This is a genomic window from Klebsiella sp. EMBS2024, from assembly GCF_036233805.1.
Classification (GTDB): Bacteria; Pseudomonadota; Gammaproteobacteria; order Enterobacterales; family Enterobacteriaceae; genus Klebsiella; species Klebsiella pneumoniae.
This window is the reverse complement of record NZ_JAZARW010000001.1, coordinates 1,058,725-1,081,247: the sequence shown is the minus strand read 5'-3', so window position 1 is coordinate 1,081,247 and position 22,523 is coordinate 1,058,725. Positions and strand designations below refer to the sequence as shown.

Here is a 22,523-nt window from a genome sequence, read left to right as displayed (position 1 = left end):
TATTAATGAGGGTAATAAATAATGATGAAGCGCAATATTCTGGCAGTGGTGATCCCTGCCCTGCTGGTAGCCGGTGCAGCCAACGCTGCAGAAATCTATAACAAAAACGGCAACAAACTGGACTTCTATGGAAAAATGGTCGGCGAGCACGTCTGGACCACCAATGGCGACACCAGCAGCGACGATACCACCTATGCCCGTATCGGCCTGAAAGGCGAAACTCAGATCAACGATCAGCTGATCGGCTACGGCCAGTGGGAATACAACATGGACGCGTCCAATGTTGAAGGTTCCCAGACCACAAAAACCCGTCTGGCGTTCGCGGGCCTGAAAGCGGGCGAATACGGTTCATTCGACTATGGCCGTAACTACGGCGCGATCTACGACGTCGAAGCGGCAACCGATATGCTGGTTAAATGGGGCGGTGACGGCTGGAACTATACCGACAACTACATGACCGGTCGTACCAACGGCGTCGCAACCTACCGTAACTCCGACTTCTTCGGTCTGGTTGACGGTCTGAGCTTCGCGCTGCAGTACCAGGGTAAAAACGACCATGACCGTGCGATTCGCAAGCAGAATGGCGACGGCTTCAGCACCGCAGCCACCTACGCGTTCGACAACGGTATCGCACTGTCTGCAGGCTACTCCAGCTCTAACCGTAGCGTCGATCAGAAAGCTGACGGCAATGGCGACAAAGCCGAAGCCTGGGCGACCTCTGCAAAATATGACGCTAACAACATCTATGCGGCCGTCATGTACTCCCAGACTTACAACATGACTCCGGAAGAAGATAACCACTTCGCTGGTAAAACTCAGAACTTTGAAGCAGTTGTACAGTATCAGTTTGACTTCGGCCTGCGTCCGTCCATCGGCTACGTACAGACCAAANNNCAAGGACCTGCAGTCGCGTGCTGGCTTCTCCGGCGGCGATGCGGATCTGGTTAAATACATCGAAGTGGGTACCTGGTACTACTTTAACAAGAACATGAACGTCTACGCTGCGTATAAATTCAACCAGCTGGACGACAACGATTACACCAAAGCGGCTGGTGTCGCCACTGACGACCAGGCGGCCGTGGGTATCGTTTACCAGTTCTAATCTGCAGTACACCCCTTCGTGATATGCCTTCAAAGCAGGACTTCGGTCCTGCTTTTCTGTATTCGTGAGACAAAGATCGTCTCTTTCGAAAACCTTCGCGCTTTTTGTCGCAAACGGTTGGCAATTCGTTATTCTCCCGTTAACCTGATAGCGGATTTCCCTTCAGTAATCACAATGGAACCTCGTCATGTTTGAGAACATTACCGCCGCCCCAGCCGACCCGATTTTAGGTCTGGCCGATCTGTTTCGTGCCGATGACCGCCCTGAAAAAATTAACCTCGGAATTGGTGTTTACAAGGATGAAACCGGTAAAACGCCCGTTCTGACCAGCGTCAAAAAAGCAGAGCAGTATCTGCTGGAAAATGAAACGACTAAAAACTATCTGGGCATCGATGGTATTCCTGAATTTGGTCGCTGCACCCAGGAGCTGCTGTTCGGTAAAGGCAATGCGATTATCGCTGATAAACGCGCCCGCACCGCGCAGACACCGGGCGGTACCGGTGCGCTGCGTGTCGCCGCAGACTTCCTCGCCAAAAACACCGACGTGAAACGTGTGTGGGTAAGTAATCCGAGCTGGCCGAACCATAAAAGCGTATTCACCTCTGCCGGGCTGGAAGTGCGCGAATACGCTTACTATGACGCGGCTAACCACGCGCTGGACTTTGATGGTCTGCTGGCCAGCCTGAACGAAGCCCAGGCGGGCGACGTGGTACTGTTCCACGGCTGCTGCCACAACCCGACCGGTATCGATCCGACGCTCGATCAGTGGCAGCAGCTGGCGCAGCTGTCGGTGGAAAAAGGCTGGCTACCGCTGTTCGATTTCGCCTACCAGGGCTTCGCCCGCGGTCTGGAAGAAGATGCTGAAGGGCTACGCGCTTTTGCTGCTCTACATAAAGAGCTGCTGGTCGCCAGCTCCTACTCGAAAAACTTTGGCCTGTACAACGAGCGCGTCGGCGCCTGCACTCTGGTCGCCGCGGATCAGGAGACTGTAGACCGCGCCTTCAGTCAGATGAAGTCGGTGATCCGCGCCAACTACTCCAACCCGCCTGCGCACGGCGCCTCCGTGGTCGCCACCATTCTGAGCAACGATGCGCTACGGGCAATCTGGGAGCAGGAACTGACCGATATGCGCCAGCGCATCCAGCGTATGCGTCTGCTGTTCGTCAATACCCTGCAGGAGAAAGGCGCGAGCCGCGACTTCAGCTTTATCAGCCAGCAGAACGGCATGTTCTCATTCAGCGGCCTGACTAAAGAGCAGGTGCTGCGCCTGCGTGAAGAGTTCGCCATCTATGCGGTAGCTTCCGGACGTATCAACGTGGCCGGGATGACGCCTGACAATATGGCGCCGCTGTGCGAAGCCATCGTCGCCGTACTGTAAGCGATAGTATTCGGTATAAAGAAAAAGGCCGCGAATGCGGCCTTTTTTATGTGTTCGCGTCATGTCTGTTACCAGACCGGCATCTCATCCTGCAGAAACGGGTTATTACGGCGTTCCTCACCCAGCGTCGACAACGGACCATGGCCGGGAATAAAGGTCACATCATCGCCCAGCGGCAACAGCTTTTCCTTGATAGCCGCAATCAGCTGCCCATGGTCGCCGCGCGGAAAATCGCTGCGTCCCACCCCGCCTTTGAAAATCACGTCTCCGGAGATCAGCAGTCGGGAGGCGTCATCAAAAAAGACCACATGGCCCGGCGTATGGCCCGGGCAGTGCAGCACCTGCAGCGCCACATTCCCCACATTGACCACATCGCCTTCATTAAGCCAGCGATCCGGACGCAGCGGTTGGCAATCCTCCAGGCCGAACATCCGGCTTTGCGCCGGTAATCCTTCCAGCCAGAACTCATCCTCTTTTTCCGGACCAATAACCGGTACGCCATAATGCTGCGCCAGTTCAGCCGCGGCGCCAACGTGATCGAGGTGGCCATGCGTCAGCAGGATCTGCATCAGCGTGACGCCAGCCTCCGCCACCACCGCTTTGATACGTTCAGCATCGCCGCCAGGATCGACCAGCGCCGCCAGCCGGGTTTGCCCGCACCAGATAAGAGAACAGTTCTGCGCGAACGCGGTAACCGGAATAATACGATAGTTCATGACGCTCCTTTCGTTACCAGTGCCTTACGGGACCGGTATCAATATGCACAAAGTTACTACGTGGGTAATATCCTACACCACCTGCGCGCATAGATAACGCCGCTTTGCGAATATTGCTTAACGAAATACCTTCAATATGGAAATCCATCGCCTGCCCCTTGGTGTGATAGCTGTGTTTCGCTACACCACGGCTTCGTGCGCGAAGCTCATCGTTGGTATCGAGGGAACGATAGCCAGAGATAAGCTGGACAGGTTTGTTGGTGCCAAGTAGTCCCTGCAACCGATAAAGATGATCGAACAGATTTGGATCGATGGACTTAATTTTATTCGCGCGATAGTCACGGAAAAAATGGTTAAGTCTTGCTAATTCATCCTGAATATAGCCTCTGCCATCGAAAAACTCCGCCCTGAGCGATTCACCGGTATGCAGGTTATTCAGCGTCAAAATACGCGGACGGGGGGTCGAGAGGGTGGCAAATGCCGGCGCAGGGAGAATGGCGGCAGCACCCAGCGCAGCGCCACCCAACGCCAGCAATCTGCGGCGATTAGCGTCAAATTTGTCCATGATAATCAGGTCTACAGTCAATGAATCGTTATATACTTTTTCCGCTTTGCGCGATGCCAGGATCAGCTCGCTATCGCTCGCCACGACCGAGATGTTGCCCGGCAAAGGAGAGCGTTCGCGCTAACCGCGCTACGCATTGAGCGGAATGATATGTATATGCACTTCTGGCGCACGAAAGGCACCTTACCGGGCATTATTGCCAACGTCAAGGCAGCCTCACCCCAGGAAAATCGGGCGCTGCAGAGGTGCAGCGCCCTTTATTACCCAGTGCTAGGACAACAAAATCCATTGAACTACTTCATTTACCTGATTAATTGTTCCGCTTTCGTCAGAATTTGTGCGCTGGATCGCGCGGTGATATCGTAATTGTAAATATCTGTTCGATATTGTGTACGTCCATCAGCGTCCACAAACGCCGTTAAGTAATATAAATTCACCGGTATATTTTGCCGAATATTGACATAGCGCGTATCCCCCTGCTTCAGGGCGTCGGAAATGCGCGTGTCATTCCAGCCCGCGTCCTGCAGCAGCATATTGGCCAGCTCCGAGGCTTTATTGACCCTGACGCAGCCGGAACTGAGCGCACGGACATCCTTCTGAAACAGATTATGGTTCGGCGTATCGTGCAGATAGATAGCATCCGAACTCGGCATATTAAACTTGTAACGCCCCAGTGAATTACGTGCCCCAGGCGCCTGCTGAAAACGGAACGGTAAATTGTTCTCGGTGATGGTTGACCAGTCAACCCGGTAAGGATCGATGGTCTCTTTACTGTTCCAGCCGCGCATCACGGTGTAGCCATGCTGCTCCAGATAGCCAGGATTATTACGCACCTTCGGCAGAATATCTTTGCGCGCCAGGGTGGGCGGTACGTTCCACGGCGGATTGACCACTACGTTGTTCAGCGCGCTGCTCATCATCGGCGTCTTGCGGTCCGGACGTCCGACGATCACCCGCGAGGCCAGCACCTGACTGCCGTCCTGGTAATAGACCAGCGAAAACGCGGGAATATTCACCATGATACCGGTCGATAGTTTGCCTGGCAGCAGACGTAGACGCTGAATGTTCAGCGCCAGCACGCCAGCGCGCTGCGCCGATGAGACATTGAGCCAGTCACGGGTGGATTGGCCGATGACCCCATCCGCCCCCAGCCCCTGCATGGCCTGAAAGCGCTTAACGCCCTCCACCAGCTGGCGATCGTACACACCGCGCGCCGCGGGCTTGCTCTTTTTCTTCGCCGAAGGACTCACCACGTCCCCGGGCAGAACGATATTGGCGGAATTTTCCAGCATCCCGGTACGCTGGAGGATCTCGCGCAGCGCGCCGATATCATTGCTCCATTCTCCCGGACGCAGCGAGCCGCTGCCGGTCATCTGCGGCCATGGACGTGAATCAGCCACCAGCGCCAGCAGCGACTGGTGCATGGCCTCATACTGCGGATGACGCGGCGCCAGGCCGGCGATAAACGCCGGCAGGGAGCCATTATCCAGCGCCAGCTGCCACTGGTTAATCACCGACAGCGGCGGGGTCGCCATCTTGTACGGTGTCGAGCTATATAACCAGCGGGTCCCCTGGGTGGGGATGCCGCTGATAAAGTGCAGATAGCCCATCATGGCATCAGACAACACCACATCGCGCGCCATACCGCTGACGGCAGGATCGGTCAGCAGACTGACCCAGGTGGTAAACTGCGGCTGAAAACCGGCGATGGCGATCTCCGCCAGCTGCTGCTGGAACGCCTGCACCGCCTCGCGGTTTTCCCACATCGGTTTCATATCCCTGGCGGCGTATAGCGAGACCAGCGGATTCATAAAGACGGGTTTGTAGCCAGCCGGCAATAGCGCTTCGATCTGGGCGCGACTGTTCGCCGCGGCTTCCATCGACAGCGGCTGCTCACCGGCCAGCTTCGCGACCGCCGGCGATTGCCCGTCGCTTTGCGACAGCGCGACGGAAAGCTCTCCAGGCGTAGCGGAGCTATCACCTGGTACGACTTCAGGCTCTGCGGCCTGGACATTGAACAGCGGAGCAAATGCCATTGCCAGGCTCAGACTGAGCGCTGACAATGGACGACCATACCGTTTCTTAAGCAACATCCCTTGCCCCCTGTTGTCACACATTGCCGCCCACAAATTCGTGGGCTTTAACACAGTATATAAAGACGAAAAGGCTTTTGCCTTACCTAATGTAAAGAAGCTTAAAGATTATACCACCCTGGCATAGCAAGCTGGATAGCAAAAAGGGCAACTTAACGTTGCCCTTTTCAGCGCTTACCCGCCAGTAGTGAGCTGCATCGTCAGGAGGCGTCGGCCGTTCCCGGCAGCGCTTCCGGCAGCGGCGCGGCAAACCCGCGCAGCCCCACGACGTGCACATGTTCGTGATTATTGAACACCTTACGCACCAGTTTATAGGTAGTGCCTTTTTCCGGACTGATGTTCTCCGGCGCTGCGATAATCAGCTGCATCTCCAGACGTTCGCACAGCTCGAACAGGGTGGCGATGGAGCGGGCGTCAAGACGCGCCGCTTCATCGAGAAACAGCAGACGGCAAGGCGAGATATCCTTGCCGCGCAGGCGACGGGATTCATCTTCCCAACTCTGCACCACCATCACCAGAATCGACATCCCGGTACCGATAGCTTCCCCGGTAGACAGCGCGCCGGACTCCGCGCGCAGCCAGCCGTCGGAGCCGCGGTTAACTTCCACTTCCATCTCCAGATAGTTGCGGTAGTCGAGCAGCTCTTCACCGATGGTTTGCGGCGTGCGCTGCCCCATGTCGATCTGTGGGTTGAGACGCTGATAGAGCTTGGCCAGCGCCTCAGAGAAGGTCAGACGATTGCTGTTAAACAGATCCTGGTGCTGCTCATGCTGCTCGGAGAGCACGTCGAGCAGCATCGAGTGGGTCTCACGCACATTGACGTTCAGACGCACGCTGTTGACCTGGCCGAAGGAGACGCTCTGCAGACCCTGGTTGAGCATCCGGATACGGTTCTGCTCGCGCTGAATGGTTTTGCGAATAATGTTGGCCACGCTGCGGGAACTGATCGCCAGCTTCTGTTCACGGTTGGTCAGCTCTTCGGTCAGGCGGCTGAGCTCGATCTCCATCTGCTCGATCGCTTCCACCGGATCATCGGTGCGAATAATATCCTGACGAATACGCTCGCGCAGATGCTGGTATACGGCAACGAAGAACTGAATTTTGCGCTCCGGACGCTTCGGATCTTCCGAGATACGCAGCACGTCACGCAGATGTTCGTTATCGGCGACCGCCAGACGCAGCGCCCCCAGCGCCTTATCCGACATTGAGCGCAGCTCATCGGCGGAGAGATAGGCCAGCTCGCGGCGATGCAGACGACGTTCGACGCCGTTGTCTTTCACCAGACGCATCACCGCGCACCAGCCCGCCTTGGCGGTCACCACCTGCTCGCGCATTTCGCAGTAATCGCGCTCCAGCTTGCGCAGTTTACGGGTCAGGTTGTCCATTTCCGCTTCGCAGAAGGTCAACGCTTTCTCCAGCTGATTGCGTCGGGAGCGGTTATTGCTCAGCTGCATGTGCAGTTCATCGCGACGCGCGCGAGCACGCTCTTCCGCGCCGGCGTCGGCGCGCACGCCAATGTCCTGCAACTCTTTATACAGATCGTTGAGCAGCTCTTTCTTGGTGTCATACGAGCTCTTCAGCGAGGCCAGCACCTGATTGTACTGACTAAGCTGCGCCGCATGGGCACGCATCGCGTCGCGCGCGCGGCTGCGTTCGGACTCCGCCTGCTCCAGACGCTGGCGCAGCTTCTCGTTGAGATCGCTGTTGCCGCTGAGCATTTCCGCCGAATCGGAGTAGCTGAAGTGGGCCCTGCGCTGCACAACTTCCGCCAGGGCAAAAGCCTGCTGACGCGCATCGCGCTGGGTTTGCTGCGCATAGGCGTAATCTTCTTTCAGCTGCTCAAACTGCTCCGGATCGCTCTGCAGCACCGAAACAATAGGCTCCAGCTTCGCCAGCTGGTTACCGTGCTGCTGAATAAAGCGCGCGGCCTCCTGCGCTTCGTCCAGACGTTCCTGGATCTCGTCCACGCGGTCGGCCAGCGTATCATCCGCCAGCAGGTTCAAGCGCGGCAGCAGGCGGTTGAGCGCCGACACGCCCTCTTTCGCCTGCTCGTACTGCACACGGTTCTGTTGGTTATCGCTTTCATGGGCGCTCAGCGCACGCTCCAGCTCGCCGCGGCGGCTGTTGAGTTTGCGGATCTCTTCTTCCGGATCGTCCTCGAAAGCCACCGCCAGATGGCTGCCGATAAAGCGGCTGAAGGCCTGGTGCAGGCGCTGGGTTTTCTGCACATCGAACGACAGGGTCGCAAAACGCTCTGACAGCGATTCACGCTCGGCATGCAGGGTTTCAATGCGGTTTTCACGTGCCGCGCGGCCAAACAGCGGCAGCGACGGGAAGCGCGAATAACGCCACTGGCGATCGGCAATCTTCACCACCACCGCTTTTTCCAGCTCGTCGACGCTGAATACGCTGTCGTCAAAGGATTGCGGATCGCCTTCGATCAGATAGAGATCTTCCGGGCAATCTTCCAGTCCCTCAAGCTGCTCGGCTACCCGCGACAGATCCGGTACCACGATCGCATGGCGCGACGGACCGTACAGCGCGGAGAAGTAAGGCGCATCGTCGAGGCTAACATCATCGTAGATCTCGGACAGCAGAACGCCGCCGAACCGTTCCGCCAGGGCGTTGAGGCGCGGATCTTCCGAACCGCCCGGCTGGCTAAGACGCTCGATTTCTTCGTCGATGGCGCGCTTGCGGGCGCCGACCTCGTCACGTTCAACGATAGCCTCTCGTTCACGCTCCAGCAGCTGCTGCAGGTATTCGGTGACCTCCTGGCCGGACGCAAACTGCTCGCCGCTTTGCTCGCACAGCTGGTTAAGGCTGTTCTGCGCCGCCAGCCAGACCGGCGCCCGACGCATCAGCGTCTGGGTACGCGACTGCAGTTGCTCCAGCTCCTGACGCAGCGCCATGCGCTGCTCCTGAGCATTGGAGACGCTGTCGGCCAGCGACGCGATGCGCGCTTCCAGCTCCTGATGCAGCGTTTCCAGATCGTCGATATCGTAGCGTTTACCCTGGCGTTTGCAGAACTCGGCCAGCTGACGCTCAGCGTCCTGCTGCTCGCGCAGGCGCTGTTCAAGCTCGTTGAGGCGGCTGCGCAGCCCCTGCGCCTGCTCGGCCTGGTGGCGCTGGTTCACGCCGTCGCGCAGCAATTCGCGCGCTACGTCCCAGGCTTCATTGCGCGCCAGCGGGCCGTTAATCGCCGCCACCAACTGGTAAGCCTGTTCAAACTGGCTGTGCGCGGTTTGCGCCACGCTCATTTTCTGTTCCAGCGACAGCATTTTCTCCGTCGCTTCCTGCTCTTTCGCCTGGAAGGTTTCCAGCCACTCGTCGGCGCTCTCCGGGGTCAGATCCGGCAGATGGCACAGCGCCTTCGCGCGCTCCAGCGCCTGCAGCGCCTGGTTATACTGAATGGCGCGGGTCTGCTGCACATCGAGCGCCTGCTGATAGTCGGCGAGTTGGCTTTTCAGCTCATCCACTTCCAGCTCGGCGGCCTCAGCGCGGGCTTCGTTCTCTTCCTGACGATCGACGGCTTCCGCCACCACTTCATTCTGCTCTTCCAGACGGATCTGCAGCTCGTCGAGATCCGCTTCGTAGCGCTCGATTTTTTCCTGCTGACGCAGCGCAGTCTGCACCAGGTTCAGGTGATCGCTGGCGGCCTGGTAATCGGCTTCCAGATCGCCCTCCGCGCCGTTATGCTCCTGCAGTTCGCGCGCCATGTCGACGTGCTTATACTGCTCAGCCGCCAGCTGCGAACGCGAGGTGAAGAGATCGCGGCGATACTCCAGCGCCTTATCCAGGTGAATGCGCCTCTCGTTGGCGTGACGCATATAGTCCGCCGCCACGTAGTTGGTGGCTTCGCTGATCAGGTGTTTAAACAGATCGCGGTCGGACTGGGTAACGCGAATGGCTTCCAGCGTCATGCGGTTTTCCCGCAGCGCCGCTTCCATATCCTGGAACGCTTTACGCACGCCGCTGTTTTCCGGCAGCAGGTAGTCGCGCAGCGAGCGGGTAATGGTGCTGGAGATCCCGCCGTACAGCGAGGCCTCAATCAGGCGGTAGTACTTGCTACGATCGGAGGCGGAACGCAGGCGACGCGCCACCACGCCCAGATCGAACATTAGCGAGTGATATTCGGTGATCGAGTTGAACTGTTTAAACTGGACCCCTTCCATCGCCTCGAGTTTATCTTTCAGCTCGTTGAGGCTCACGACGCGCGCCTGGCGCTCGTTCAGCGTTTCGGTCAACAGCTGGGTCGGCAGGATAGAGGTCGGCAGTCCCTGAATGGCGAAAGGTTTAATATCGACTTTACGATCGCGCCCGGCGACCTGCTGCAGGCGCACGCCGACCACCACGCGCTGGTGGCGGGAGTTGATCACATCGAGTACCGAGTAACACACCCCGGCGCGCAGCTTACCGTGCAGGCCTTTATCGCGTGAGCCGCTGGTGGCCCCCGCTTCGGTGGTGTTACGGAAGTGCAGCAGGGTTAAATCCGGGATCAGCGCCGTGACGAAGGCCGCCATGGTCGTGGACTTACCCGCGCCGTTCCCCCCGGAGAGGGTGGTCACCAGTTCATCAAGATCAAAGGTCCGGGCAAAGAAGCCGTTCCAGTTAACCAGCGTTAGCGAGCGAAACTTACCGCGTTCAATCATTACTCTTCCTCCCCGCTATCCGGCTGGTTTTCTTCATTCTCATCATTGAGCTGCAGGTGATTTTCCAGGGCCATCGCTTCCCCGTCGCGGATCAGACGGCGCTGCGCTTCGCGCGGGTCGTCGCCGGCGCGCACATCGGCGCCAAAGCGGAATACCGATTCGGTAATGCGAAACTTGCTGCTATCGTGGCCCATAAACCACACCATCCCCAGACGGCGTAAGCGGTTAAGCGAGGCCCGCATTTTTTCCTGCAGCTTCTGGCGGTCCAGATCCGAACCGGTGGAACGGTTGTTCACCAGCTTCAGCAGCCTGGATTCATCGGCCAGGGTCAGCAGCTCGTCATAGAGCTCCTGCTGGGTAAAAATCCCTTCGTTCGCCAGGCGCTCCGGGCTGAGATAGAGATAGCAAAGAATTTTGCCCACCATCATATCCAGCTCGGACAGTACCGAGCGCGAAATCAGCGTGGTGGACCGCGGGCGCAGGTAGAAGAATCCCTCCGGCGCGCGGATCAGCTCGACGTTATAGCGAGCGTAAAACTCTTCCAGGTAATCCTGAAAATCCATCAAAAATGCGTGATTATCCAGCTCGTCGAGACCGATATGACGGCCCGCGCGCAGGGCGCTGTCCAGCGCCGGAAATAACGGATTGGCCAACGCCTGCGCCAGCTTAACCGGCATCACTTGTTCAATATTTGTCAATGACATGCGCCTGTACCTTGGCTCCGTAATCATTAATCGGCTGCCATTTTGCCGGCAGTCCGGTGAAATCTGCCTGGGCGACGCCCAGCTGTACCGCCTGATCCACGACGATCCGCGCCACGTCGAAGTGACGCCCGCGCGGATACTGCGCCAGGAACTCCCGCGCCACCAGGCCGAGATCCAGCGGTATTCCTTTCTCTTTATAGACCGCCAGCTGCGCTTCGATCAGCGCCGCCAGCTGCTCGCGAATTTCGTTAAACTCTTCAAATTCGAGGTCCGCCGGCAGCTCGCCGGTGACCTCTTCATCGCGCAGGGCCATCTCTTCATCGCGCATATCCAGCAGGCGGTCGGCGTTGGCGTAAGTTAGCGCCCACGGTTCATCAAAATAGGTCTGTACCGACTGGCGCAGACGCTGGGCGAAGACGCGGTTCTTATCCATATCGATAGCGGTACGGATAAACTTGTGCACATGGCGGTCGTAGCCGATCCACAGGTCAATCGCCTGCTGACCCCAGCTGACGATGCGGTCGAGCTTGCTTTGCAGATCGAACACCAGCCGATCGACAAAATGGAGATCGTCGCGCGCCATGGTCGAGTCCTGAATGCGCAGCAGGTTCGCCTGCAGCTTATCCCCTGCCGCATCCAGCGTATCCTGCAGTTCGCGCAGGGTGCCGGAGGTTTCCGACAGCAGCAGTTCACAGCTGGAAATCGCCGCGCGCCAGTCTTTATTCAACAACTGCGCGATATCGTCTTTCACCAGCTGCTGCTGCTCATCCATAATGCGCTGCGTCAGGTCGATGCTGTCGAAAATTTCCGCTACGGAATACTTCAGCGGCGCAAAAACGTTGCGATGCCAGTGGAATTCATCACCGCCCTCTTCCGCGGCGTCCGCCGCGCGCTTCAGCTCGCCGGCGACGATCGACAGCTGCATCGAGAGACGCAGCGTCGAGAATTCGCGCTGACGGATATAATAATCGGTGATCCCAATCCCCAACGGCGTCAGGCGATAGATCGCATTGCCTTCGGTAATTTCGCTGGTAAAGCGGTTCAGCAGACGCTGGCGCACCAAATCGTTGATCGCGTTATTGGCGCGCTGGCTGATGGTTTCGCTGGTCTGCTCAAACGCATCACTGACGTGGCGGAACGCATCCACCAGTTCACCCTCGCTCATTTCCCCTTCCAGTCGTTCACCATTCAGAGTGGCGATCGCCAGCAGGAAAGAGAGTCTGTCGACCGGTAGCGAGATTGAAAAATCATTTTTTCTGGCCCAGGCAACCAGTTCGGGGACTGTCTGGGAAAATTCACTCATACTTTATCCTTGCATCTGCGGCTATGAGCCTGGCTCTTAAGCGCGGTGACATGAATATAACGGCCCAGGCTGAGATACGGCTCCTGACGACAGTAGCGCGTCTCCAGCGCCAGCAGCGCCGCATAGCTGTCATGCTGTTGGCGTTTTTCACGCAGATAATCATGAAACACCCGCACGCCGGTTTTGCTGACGATCTGCCAGCCAATCTCTTCCAGCCAGTGATAAACCTGCTGTGGTTCACGCGGATAATCCGGCGACAGCGTGCGTTTTTTCTTTTTTGGCATGCCCAGTTGAACGTAATCAAAATTACCGGCAACCATATTGTGCATCAACAGGCCGTTAGCATTGTAGAACATCAATGACAGTCCACCGCCAGCACGCAGCGTCGACCACAGGGTATGCAGTATTTCCTGGGGCTCCGCCACCCACTCCAGCACCGCATGAAACAGTACCAGATCGACCGGGCTTTCCAAATGCTGCGCAATATCCTGAGCCGCGCATTGTACAAAATGCATGTTGTCGATCACACCTTTATCGGCGGCCGCCTGGCGGGCGCGAGCCACCATCTCAGCGGAGAGATCGCAGAGCGTCACGTGATGGCCCAGTTGCGCGACTTTGATGGCCGTTTGCCCTTCGCCGCCGCCGGCATCCAGCACCCTCAGCGGTCCCGGCCCCAGCTGCGCCAACAGCGGTTCCAGATCCTGCCAGAGGATCGCCTGACGCAACTGGCCTTTTGTGGTGCCGTAAATATTGCGCGAAAACTTTTCAGCAATGTCATCGAAATTGCGATCCTGCACGAGTGACTCCACAAGCCAACACAAAACCGCTATTTTGTCATACCCGCGCCGAGAATGAAGCGATCTGTTATAAGATCCGAACATAACTTTGGTTATATGGTTAAAAAAGGAACCATCTGGCATGCTTTTCACGCTAAAAAAGATCGTCGGCGGCCTGCTGTTGCCGCTACCCGCCTTACTGTTGCTGATCGGTATCGGGATCGCGCTGTTATGGTTCAGCCGCTTTCAGCGTACCGGAAAGCTATGCGTGAGCCTCGGCTGGCTGCTGCTGACGCTGCTGAGCCTGCAGCCCGTGGCCGACAGCCTGCTGAAACCGATTGAAGATACCTACCCCACCTGGCGCGGCGAGCAGCCGGTGAACTACGTGGTGGTGCTGGGCGGCGGCTATACCTGGAATCCGGAGTGGGCGCCAAGCTCTAATCTTATCAATAACAGCCTGCCGCGCCTGACGGAGGGCATCCGCCTGTGGCAGGCGAATCCCGGTTCGAAAATGATCTTTACCGGCGCGGCGGCGAAAACGAACCCCGTCAGCACAGCGGAAGCCGGGGCGAGAGTGGCGGAGAGCCTTGGCGTACCTCGCAGCGATATCATTGTGCTCGATCGGCCGAAAGATACAGAAGAGGAAGCGCTGGCGGTGAAGCGCGCCATCGGCGACGCGCCCTTCCTGCTGGTCACCTCGGCGTCACACCTTCCGCGGGCGATGATATTCTTTCGCCATGCCGGCCTGGATCCGCTTCCCGCGCCGGCCAATCAGCTGGCGGTGACCTCGCCGCTCAATCCGTGGGAGCGGGCCATTCCTTCTCCAGTGTGGCTGATGCACAGCGACCGGGTCGGCTATGAAACCCTTGGTCGCGTCTGGCAATGGCTGAAAGGCAGCTCAGGCGAGCCAGGGCAGGAGTGATTTTGCAGCGAGGTCAAAACGGGCGCGATCAAAGCGCCCGGTGTTGACCAGACTATCCACCTCATCCCACAGCAGATAAAGCCAGCGCCGCCAGACAAAGGCCTCGGAAACTGGCGCCTGCTGCAGGTAGCGCCACAGCAGCTGTTCCGCCTGGCCGCCTTCAGCAAGGCGGAACAGTTCATACTCGCGTGGCGCCCACAGCATCATCCCCGGCCCCACCATCGCCAGCAGCTGATCGCTGCGCGGATCTTTTAGCATGCTGCGCAGAGTGAAGTTGCCATGCACCAGCACAGCATTATCATTGAAATCGCGGAACAGCTCCGGAAGGCACTCGCGGGAGCGGAACAAAAGGCGCTTATCCTGCATGGTGAGACCGGTGTCCTGATACAGGTTCAGGGTGCTCCACAATATCTCTACCCGCTGGCGGTACCAGTTCGGCCACAGGTTTTCCTGGGTATTGTCGACCATTCCCACGCAGCCGCCACTGTCCTGCCGATGCCACGCCAGCAGCGCCTCGACGATTTGCTCCTGCAGTTGCTCCCAGCGCGCCGGGGTGCGCGTCGGCGCCTCCACCGGTACGCCGCGCAGGCGCTCAAGCAGCAGCACATCTGGTCCGGGATGTTCTTCGTGCGTCATGACGCCATAAACCACCGGCATACGCACCGTACCATTACGCGCCAGGGTCGAGATCTTCCATGCCAGCTGCCGCGCCACGCCGGGCGTGGTGAAACTTCGCGCCAGCAGCGGCATCGGGTTTCCCTGCGCATCGTACAGGAACCACAGCGCCGTAGCGGCTTGTTCACTGACACACTCCACCCGGCTTAGCTTTTCGCCAAGAAGATGACTGAGTTCGGTTCGCAACTGTTCCATTGTCGATTACCCCTATGAACACTACTGGTTTCATAATGAGCGCCCGCACCTGGGTTGTCATCGGATAAGATCAAAAAGGGGTAAAAAAAGCAAAAAACCGACGGGGATATCCCCTCCAGCAAGGAGGGGACAGAGGACTAACGCAGCTCAGCGCGGACGCGCTCCAGATCTTCCGGGGTATCCACGCCGGTGCCGGGCACTTCCGCCGCNACGGCGACATGGATTTTCTCGCCATACCACAGCACTCGCAGCTGCTCGAGCATTTCAATCTGCTCCAGCGGGCTCGGCGCCCAGCTGACATAGCGGCGGATAAAGCCGGCGCGATAGCCATAGATGCCGATGTGACGCAGCAGGGAGTCACCGATGGTCTCGCGGGATTGGGCAAAGCGATCGCGATCCCAGGGAATAGTCGCGCGGGAGAAATAGAGCGCGTAACCCTTGGCATCCATCACCACTTTCACCGCATTCGGGTTAAACGCCTCTTCCGCATCATGGATCGGTACCGCCAGCGTCGCCATTCCGCTGCTGCTGGCAGCCAGATTCTCCGCCACCTGGCGGACAATCGCCGGGGGGATCATCGGCTCATCGCCCTGAATATTGACGATAATGGTGTCATCGCTGAACGCGCACTTTTCCACCACTTCCGCCAGCCGTTCGGTGCCGGACTGATGGTCGGCGCGGGTCATACAGACCTCGCCGCCGGCGGCTTCAACCGCCCGGGCGACATCTTCGTGATCGGTGGCGACAATAATACGATCCGCGCCGGATTCGCGAGCGCGCTCCAGCACATGGACAATCATCGGCTTACCATTAATGTCCTGCAGTGGTTTTCCCGGCAGGCGCGTGGAGGCGAAACGCGCAGGAATAATGACCACGAAACTCATGAGTGACTCTCTTCTAGCGCCAGCGGACGCGCCTCTGTCTCCAGCAGCACCGGGATACCGTCGCGCAGCGGAAACGCCAGGCTATCAAGTTTGCAAATAAGTTCTTGCTTATCCTGACTGTAATACAGCTTGCCGTTACAGACCGGGCAGGCGATGATTTCAAGTAAACGGTGATCCATGTTTCCTCCTGATGGACCGGATAGATTTCTCAGCAGCATATCACAGGAAGGCAGGCGCCGGGATCAATCGGCGTCGATTTCCCACCCCTGCTCCTGGCCGACAAACAGCCCTTCCGGCAGGCGTCGGCAAAGGATCCGCTCTGCCGATTGCCAGTGTGCGAAGTCGTTAATCGCCCGGCGCAGCCCCTGCTCCAGACCACGGGTGATCTTCACCCCCTCCTCCAGCCATAGAGCGAAGATCTCCAGCTCCCGGCTTTTGCGATGTATTTTACTGTCCATCCGCCCGACCAGTTTTCCCTGGTGCAGCAGAGGCAGTACGAAGTAGCCATACTGACGCTTCGGCGCCGGGGTATAACACTCCAGGCGATAGCTGAAGTTGAACAGCTGCTCAGCGCGTTTCCGATCCCAGACCACCGGGTCGAAGGGCGAGAGCACGGCGCTATGGCTGGCGGTCAGCTTACCGCCGGGCGCGGTCTCCAGCTGCGCCAGCGCCTCGTGATGCAGCCACATCTCGCCGAGTGCTTCCACGTTAACCGGCACCACCAGCCCCTCTTCCTGCCAGGCCGCCAGCAGACCCGGTAGCGACGGCTGGCGCAAGCGATAGTAATCGGCCAGCCACTGGGCGCGGAAGATGCCGAGACTACGGGCGCTATTGCGCAACATAATGGCCTCTGCGTCTTCGCGGGAGAGCGCGTCGCGCTCGTCGTCCCAGTCCGGCATCACCCGCCGGGTTAGATCATACACGCGGTGAAAATTGCGCCGCTCCACCACCATCACTTCGCCGGCGGTAAACAGCCCTTCCAGGTGGCGCTTATGCGGTTTCCACTCCCACCAGCCGCTGGCGCCTTTGCGCGGGTGGGTAAAATCCGCCGAGCGAACCGGGCCGTTTTGTCCGATATGCGCCACCAGCTCGGCAATACTCCCGGCATGCTCCTCCATCCACGCGCGATGGTATTTCCAGCCCATATTGTCGGGATTCAACATGCGATGGCGCACCAGGGCGAAATCGCTGCGCGGCAGAAAGCAGGCTTCATGCGCCCAGTATTCCATTAGCTCGCCGTTGCGCAGCGACTCATCCAGCCAGTGCTGCGGATAGCTGCCAAGACGGCTGAACAGCACCAGGTAGGGGCTGCGGGCCACCACGTTGATGGTATCGATTTGCAGCAGCGACATCTGCTGGATGGTGGAAAGAATGTCTTTCGGGCGAGCGCGACGTCGGGGCTTCTTTAACAACCCCTGCGCCGCGAGATGGAGGTGGCGCGCCTCGTTAAGCGATAGTTGCAATACCGACATGCAGGTTCTCCGTCAGGAATTCCAGCACAGCGGCGAGCAAAGCCGGCGCGTCAGTTAACGTTGCGCCAACGTCGCTAAGTCCGCAAGCAACCGCTGTGCGCGTTCATCGGCCATTATGGCGTCGACCGGTAAATACCACCAGTTTGCAGCGGCGAAATCGCGACATTTCACGGCATCTTTCTCGGTCATCAGCAGCGTCTGATCGGCGGTCACCAGGGCGGCGACATCAGCCTGGCTCAGCGCCTGATGGTCCGCCAGCGCCACGGTTTTGACCGGCTGGACGCCGCAGCTTTCGAGGGTGGCGAAGAAGCGCGGCGGATGGCCGATGCCGGCCATCGCCACTACGTTCGTGAAGGTGGAGACATCGCGACGTTCGCCGGTAAGCAGGTTAACCGCCATCCCTGGGCGCAGCCGCATCGGGATCTCACCCGGACGCGCCACGCCGCCGTTAACGATAACCGCATCAACGCTTTGCAAGCGCGACGCCCGCTCGCGCATCGGCCCGGCAGGCAGCCACCAGCCGTTGCCAAAGCGGCGCACGCCGTCAATAACGACAATTTCTCTGTCCCGCGCGAGCTTATAGTGCTGTAAACCATCGTCGGTCACAATCATCTGCAGATCGTGCGCGCTGAGCAATGCTTTTACCGCGTCGCTGCGCAGCGGAGCGACAGCGACCGGGGCACCGGTACGCTGATGGATCAACACCGGTTCATCACCCGCCTGCGCCGTACTGGTCCTGTCGTCCAACACCAGCGGATAGCGGTCGGCTTTACCGCCGTAGCCGCGAGACACGACGCCAACGCGAATACCGCGCTGCTGCAGCTGCTCCACCAGCCAGATCACCACCGGCGTTTTGCCATTGCCGCCGGCGGTCAGGTTACCAACCACCACCACCGGCACCGGCGCGCGCCAGGCTTTTTGCCACCCCAGCTGATAGCTGAGGCGAATCACCCCGCTCACCAGGCCATACAGCCAGGAGAGCGGCAGCAGCAGGCGCCACAGCGGCGATTCCCCGGACCAGATGCGCGCGATCATTCGCCGAATTGCATCTTATGCAGCTGGGCGTACACGCCCTTATGCTCCAGCAGATCATGGTGCGTTCCGCGCTCCACGATCCGCCCGTCTTCAACCACCACGATTTCATCAGCCTGCTCAATGGTCGACAGACGGTGAGCGATAACCAGCGAGGTACGGTTTTTCTGCAGCTCATCCAGCGCCGCCTGAATGGCACGCTCGGACTCGGTATCCAGCGCCGAGGTGGCTTCATCGAGGATCAGGATCGGGCTGTTACGCAGCAGCGCGCGGGCAATAGCAATACGCTGGCGCTGGCCGCCGGACAGCATCACGCCATTCTCGCCGATGATGGTATCCAGACCATTATCCATCTTGTTAATGAAATCCATGGCGTAGGCCATACGCGCGGCCTCTTCAATCTGCTCGCGGCTGTACTCTTCGGTACGGGCATAGGCGATATTGTTGGCGACGGTATCGTTGAACAGATGCACGTTTTGTGAAACCAGCGCCACCTGGTCGCGCAGCGAGCTCAGCTTGTACTCGCGCAGGTCGTGGCCATCCAGCAGGATCTGCCCCTCGTCGACATCGTAGAAGCGGGTGATCAGGCTGGCAATGGTCGATTTACCCGACCCTGAGCGCCCCACCAGCGCCACGGTTTTCCCTTCCGGGATATCGAGATTGATATTGCGCAGCGCGGCCACTTCGCGACCCGGGTAGGTAAAGGTGACGTTCTCGAACTTGAGATTGCCTTTCGCCCGCTCAATGACCCGCGTACCTTCGTCTTTTTCCTGCTCGGAATCGAGGATCGCAAACAGCGTCTGGCACGCCGCCATCCCGCGCTGGAACTGGGCATTGACGTTGGTCAGCGACTTCAGCGGACGCATCAGCGCAATCATCGAGGAGAAGACCACGGTAATGGTCCCGGCGGTCAGGGTGTCCATCACGCTCGGGAAGCTGGCGGCATACAGGACAAAGGCCAGCGCCAGGGAGGCGATAAGCTGAATGATCGGGTCGGAGATAGACGAGGCGGAAACCATCTTCATCCCCTGCAGACGCATTTTATTGCTGACTTTATCAAAACGTTTGGTTTCCACTTCCTGGCCGCCAAACATCAGCACCTCTTTGTGCCCTTTCAGCATCTGCTCGGCGCTGGTGGTGACCTGCCCCATCGTGTTCTGCATATTCTTACTGATATTGCGAAAACGCTTGGAGACCACGCGGATCGCCACCGACACAATCGGCGCCAGTACGATCAGGATCAGCGACAGCTGCCAGCTGTAATAGAACATCATCACGAACAGACCGATAATCGATGCCCCTTCGCGGACCACGGTGATCAGCGCGCTGGAAGAGGAGGAGGCGACCTGCTCAGAATCATAGGTGATGCGTGACAGCAGCGTTCCGGTAGACTGCTTGTCAAAGAAGGCCACCGGCATACCCATCATGTGGCCGAACAGGCGACGACGCATGGTCATCACCACTTTGCCGGAAACCCAGGAAATACAATAGCTCGAGATGTAGCTGGTGATCCCACGCAGCACCATCAGGCCGATAACCACCAGCGGCATCCATAGCAGCACTGAGCGATCCGTTTTACCAAAACCATCATCCAATAACGGTTTAAGAAGCGATAACATGAAGGTGTCACTGCCCGCGTTAAGCACCAACGCCACCGCCGCTACGATTAGCCCGGCTTTAAACGGCGCGATAATCGGCCAAAGTCGGCGGAAGGTCTGCCACGTGGAGAGATCTTTATCGTTCTGCATTCAATAAACCAGCTTGTGTTGAAATAGCCGCATATTCTACCCGTTATCGGCGGGCGCGCCAAACCACTGATGATACCAACGCGGTAAAACTTGATCCCGTAAGCTATGGATTTGCCACCCTTCTGCGGAAAAAACCACCGTTATCTGCCCCTGCTGCGGCGTGGCGAACCAGCGATAACCCCGCTGGCGGTAGCGCTGAACCACCTTGTACGAGGGCATCCGCCACGCATTGTAGCGCGAAGCGGAGGCCAGCGCGGCCGCGCCATCCACCCGGCGGACCAGCAGCGCGCTGGAGGAGGTATTGCTGCCGTGGTGGGGAACCTGAATAAGTGTAGACGTCAGATGCCGCCAGTAACGGCTGATCATCGCCTGCTCCGCCTGACGTTCTATATCGCCGGTGAGCAGGATGCTGGAGCGACCATCATCGATCCGCACCACACAGGAATGATTGTTACCCTTTGCCGTGCTGCCCGGCAGCGGCCACAGGGCCTGGAAGTTGAGTCCCTGCCATTGCCAGCGCTCACCGCGATGACACGGCAGATGATGCGCCCAGCCTAACGGGCTGCGCACCCACGCCTGCGGCCATGCCTGCAGCACTGAATCAAGGCCGCCGCGATGATCCAGATGTTCATGGCTCAGCATAATCCCTTGCAGCTGCAGATGGTGCCAGCGCAGCCACGGGATAATCACCTGTTGACCGCTATCACCCTGCGGCCAAGCCGGCCCGGTATCGTAAAGCAATGCCTTACCGTGACGCTCGATCACCATCGCCAGCCCCTGTCCGACATCCAGCATCGTCACCCGCCATTCGTCCGCAGGCGGTTGTCGGCTGAATGGCCGCGTCAGTAAAAACAGCACGCTGAGACACAGCGCCGGTGAATGCCGCCAGCTCTGAAAACGCCAGCCCATCACCAACAGCCACGGCAGGATACTGATCCACAGCCAGCGAGCATCCAGCGTCAACCAGCCGTCCGGTAAACGTCGTAATCCCCAAAACAGTAGCGCCAGCACGCGATCGGCCGCCAGCCAGAGTAGCGACTCCACTATATCCGGCCCCGAGAGATGCACCAGCATCGCGGTCAGAATAAGCGGCACCGCCAACAGGGTGACTAACGGTACCGCCAGCAAATTAGCCGCCATCGACGTCAGGCTGACTCCATGGAATAGCAACAACTGCAGCGGCAGCAGCAGCAGCGTCACGCCAGCCTGCAAATGAACAAGAGCAATTATGGTCTTCCACGGCCAGCGCCAGCGGCCGGCAGGCAACGGGAGCCACTGGAACCAGAAGATCAGCCCCGCCACGGCGAAGGCAGATAGCCACAGGCTTTGCGACAGGACCGCCAGCGGGTCGGCAACCAGTATCGCTCCCAGACAGCAGAGCCACACCTGCCACGCCGTCCAGCGTTGACCCGACAAACGTAAAGCACAACAGACCGCAAGCCCTAAGCAAGTGCGCAGGGCCGGCGGCTGCATACCGGTCAGCCAGGCATAGCCGACGGCGCCCGCCAGCCCGGCGACAAGGGGCAACCGCCAGCCAATCCAGCGGCCCGGGAGAATATACTGCACGCCGCGCAGCAACAGCATGATAAGAGAAGCCGCGAGAGCGATATGCAGACCCGAGATAGCCATCAGATGGGAAGTGCCCGTGTTCTGCATCAGGACCTTTATCTCCGTCGGCAGAGACAGCCGCTCCCCCATTCCTAATCCCAACATCACCGCGCGCCAGGGATAAGTCTGCAGTCGCCGGGTCAGCGACGTCAGATAGCGGGCGCGCAGACTGCAGCGGGCATCCAGCGCGGAAGCGGCGACGATCCCTCCGCTCAGCGGTCGGTGCTGCGCCAGCGCATAGCGCTGGCTGTCGAAGCCCCCGTCATTGAGCTGCCCGTGCACCGGGCGCAGGCGCAGCGTCATCAGCCAGTGTTGACCCGCACAGGCTGGCGCAGGTGCAAGTTCCCCGTACAGCGTTACGCCTACCGGGGGAAACAGATAGCGGCCCCGCAGGCGCACCATTTGTCCACGGTGCAAGGTCTGGCCATCCGTCTCGCTAAGGATCACTTCCGCTTGCCGGATGGCGCCGGTAAGGTGCCGGGTCGGCCACAGCGCCTGATGCGCGCTCAATACTCCCCAGACCACCAGCAGAAGCGTCATCGCCACTCCGGCGACGGCCCTTCCATGCAGACGAATCAGCGCCAGCGCCAGTGCGCTCGCGCCCGCCAGACTGTACGGGCCCGGCAAGACGGGTAGCCAGAGAAGCGGCAGCATTGCAATGATGGCGCATCCGGCAAGCCATGGTAGACGCATAAACACCT

General features: G+C 58.9%; 16 protein-coding genes and 1 pseudogene. 3 read left to right on the top strand and 14 right to left on the bottom strand.

The genetic code is table 11. The annotated features are described in order from the left end of the window. Positions 1-21: 21 nt before the first annotated feature. Both ompK35 and VZP09_RS04910 read left to right on the top strand, forming a co-directional pair. Positions 22-1,102: pseudogene (gene ompK35 / locus VZP09_RS04915) on the top strand (porin OmpK35). Positions 1,103-1,289: 187 nt separating this feature from the next. Next, positions 1,290-2,480, top strand: a complete 1,191-nt coding sequence (locus tag VZP09_RS04910; protein ID WP_002898202.1) for an amino acid aminotransferase — start codon at positions 1,290-1,292, stop codon at positions 2,478-2,480. Between the two features lie 68 nt (positions 2,481-2,548). On the opposite strand, the gene VZP09_RS04905 is transcribed toward VZP09_RS04910, so the two are convergent. The 7 genes from VZP09_RS04905 to cmoM all read right to left on the bottom strand — a co-directional run bounded on the left by VZP09_RS04905 (position 2,549) and on the right by cmoM (position 13,307). Further along, positions 2,549-3,196, bottom strand: coding sequence for an MBL fold metallo-hydrolase (locus VZP09_RS04905; protein ID WP_002898200.1), 648 nt, complete (start codon positions 3,194-3,196; stop codon positions 2,549-2,551). A gap of 13 nt (positions 3,197-3,209) precedes the next feature. Beyond that, positions 3,210-3,761, bottom strand: a complete 552-nt coding sequence (locus tag VZP09_RS04900) for a YcbK family protein (protein WP_002898198.1) — start codon at positions 3,759-3,761, stop codon at positions 3,210-3,212. 302 nt (positions 3,762-4,063) lie between these two features. After that, positions 4,064-5,854 (bottom strand): L,D-transpeptidase, encoded by a 1,791-nt coding sequence (ldtD, locus tag VZP09_RS04895; RefSeq protein ID WP_004211429.1) that lies wholly within the window; start codon positions 5,852-5,854, stop codon positions 4,064-4,066. 200 nt (positions 5,855-6,054) lie between these two features. After that, entirely contained in the window at positions 6,055-10,503 is a 4,449-nt protein-coding gene (mukB, locus tag VZP09_RS04890) for a chromosome partition protein MukB (protein ID WP_032414730.1), read from the bottom strand. Further along, entirely contained in the window at positions 10,503-11,207 is a 705-nt protein-coding gene (mukE, locus tag VZP09_RS04885; protein WP_004150840.1) for a chromosome partition protein MukE, read from the bottom strand. The genes mukB and mukE overlap by 1 nt, the downstream gene beginning before the upstream one ends. Next, complete coding sequence (gene mukF, locus VZP09_RS04880; protein WP_002898189.1) at positions 11,188-12,510, bottom strand: chromosome partition protein MukF; 1,323 nt, start codon at positions 12,508-12,510, stop codon at positions 11,188-11,190. Before mukF ends, mukE begins: the two co-directional genes overlap by 20 nt. Continuing rightward, positions 12,507-13,307: a tRNA uridine 5-oxyacetic acid(34) methyltransferase CmoM gene (gene cmoM, locus VZP09_RS04875; RefSeq protein WP_002898187.1), complete on the bottom strand. Its 801-nt coding sequence runs from the start codon at positions 13,305-13,307 to the stop codon at positions 12,507-12,509. Before cmoM ends, mukF begins: the two co-directional genes overlap by 4 nt. Positions 13,308-13,428: 121 nt before the next feature. Between cmoM and elyC the strand changes: the two genes are divergently transcribed. Further along, on the top strand, positions 13,429-14,208 hold the full coding sequence (gene elyC / locus VZP09_RS04870; RefSeq protein ID WP_004141786.1) for an envelope biogenesis factor ElyC: 780 nt from the start codon (positions 13,429-13,431) through the stop codon (positions 14,206-14,208). Here elyC and VZP09_RS04865 read toward each other — a convergent pair. The 7 genes from VZP09_RS04865 to VZP09_RS04835 all read right to left on the bottom strand — a co-directional run bounded on the left by VZP09_RS04865 (position 14,185) and on the right by VZP09_RS04835 (position 22,515). Further along, entirely contained in the window at positions 14,185-15,078 is an 894-nt protein-coding gene (locus VZP09_RS04865) for a YcbJ family phosphotransferase (RefSeq protein WP_002898182.1), read from the bottom strand. The two genes, elyC and VZP09_RS04865, sit on opposite strands and share 24 nt — an antisense overlap. Before the next feature lie 137 nt (positions 15,079-15,215). Then, complete coding sequence (gene kdsB, locus VZP09_RS04860; protein WP_002898180.1) at positions 15,216-15,962, bottom strand: 3-deoxy-manno-octulosonate cytidylyltransferase; 747 nt, start codon at positions 15,960-15,962, stop codon at positions 15,216-15,218. Beyond that, positions 15,959-16,141 carry a protein YcaR gene (gene ycaR / locus VZP09_RS04855; RefSeq protein WP_002898177.1) on the bottom strand — a complete coding sequence of 61 codons (183 nt, stop codon included), beginning with the start codon at positions 16,139-16,141 and terminating at the stop codon, positions 15,959-15,961. The genes kdsB and ycaR overlap by 4 nt, the downstream gene beginning before the upstream one ends. Before the next feature lie 63 nt (positions 16,142-16,204). Continuing rightward, complete coding sequence (locus VZP09_RS04850) at positions 16,205-17,434, bottom strand: winged helix-turn-helix domain-containing protein (protein WP_032414729.1); 1,230 nt, start codon at positions 17,432-17,434, stop codon at positions 16,205-16,207. 54 nt (positions 17,435-17,488) lie between these two features. Next, complete coding sequence (gene lpxK, locus VZP09_RS04845; protein ID WP_002898174.1) at positions 17,489-18,469, bottom strand: tetraacyldisaccharide 4'-kinase; 981 nt, start codon at positions 18,467-18,469, stop codon at positions 17,489-17,491. Further along, entirely contained in the window at positions 18,466-20,214 is a 1,749-nt protein-coding gene (gene msbA, locus VZP09_RS04840) for a lipid A ABC transporter ATP-binding protein/permease MsbA (protein WP_002898170.1), read from the bottom strand. Before msbA ends, lpxK begins: the two co-directional genes overlap by 4 nt. A gap of 36 nt (positions 20,215-20,250) precedes the next feature. Beyond that, positions 20,251-22,515, bottom strand: coding sequence for a ComEC family protein (locus VZP09_RS04835; protein ID WP_021312911.1), 2,265 nt, complete (start codon positions 22,513-22,515; stop codon positions 20,251-20,253). Positions 22,516-22,523 lie beyond the last annotated feature (8 nt).